Source organism: Paenibacillus sp. 598K (genome assembly GCF_003851045.1).
Lineage (GTDB): Bacteria > Bacillota > Bacilli > Paenibacillales > Paenibacillaceae > Paenibacillus_D.
Genome location: NZ_BFBX01000145.1, coordinates 9,368 through 9,644 on the forward strand (window position 1 = coordinate 9,368; position 277 = coordinate 9,644).

Annotated in this window: 1 protein-coding gene; it reads right to left on the minus strand. The window is 69.7% G+C overall.

Annotated elements, in window-relative coordinates:
- Positions 1-237 (minus strand): hypothetical protein (locus PA598K_RS36700; protein WP_221414196.1); only part of this gene is annotated, 237 nt, incomplete at its 3' end.
- Between the last annotated feature and the right edge of the window lie 40 nt (positions 238-277).

The following is a 277-nucleotide window of genomic DNA, read 5'->3' on the forward strand; positions in this document are numbered from 1 at the left end:
CGCTGCCGCTTCGGCAGGCGGCTCCTCCTCATCTGCGGCTGGCCCCTCCGACTGCTGGTTCGTCCCGGCACCCGTCGCCTCGGCCCCGCTCTCCACAGAAGTCTCGGCCGCCGTCTCCCCGGCCGCCACAGGAGCCTCGGGCGCCTCCCCGCGCGGCCACAGCGCGACCGCCGCCAGGACGACGAGGAGCGCGGCGGTGGCGATCAGCGCCAGTGTACGACTACGTTGGTTCCCCAATTACGCATTCTCCTTCCTCACAGAGGTTGTTCAAAAAGTC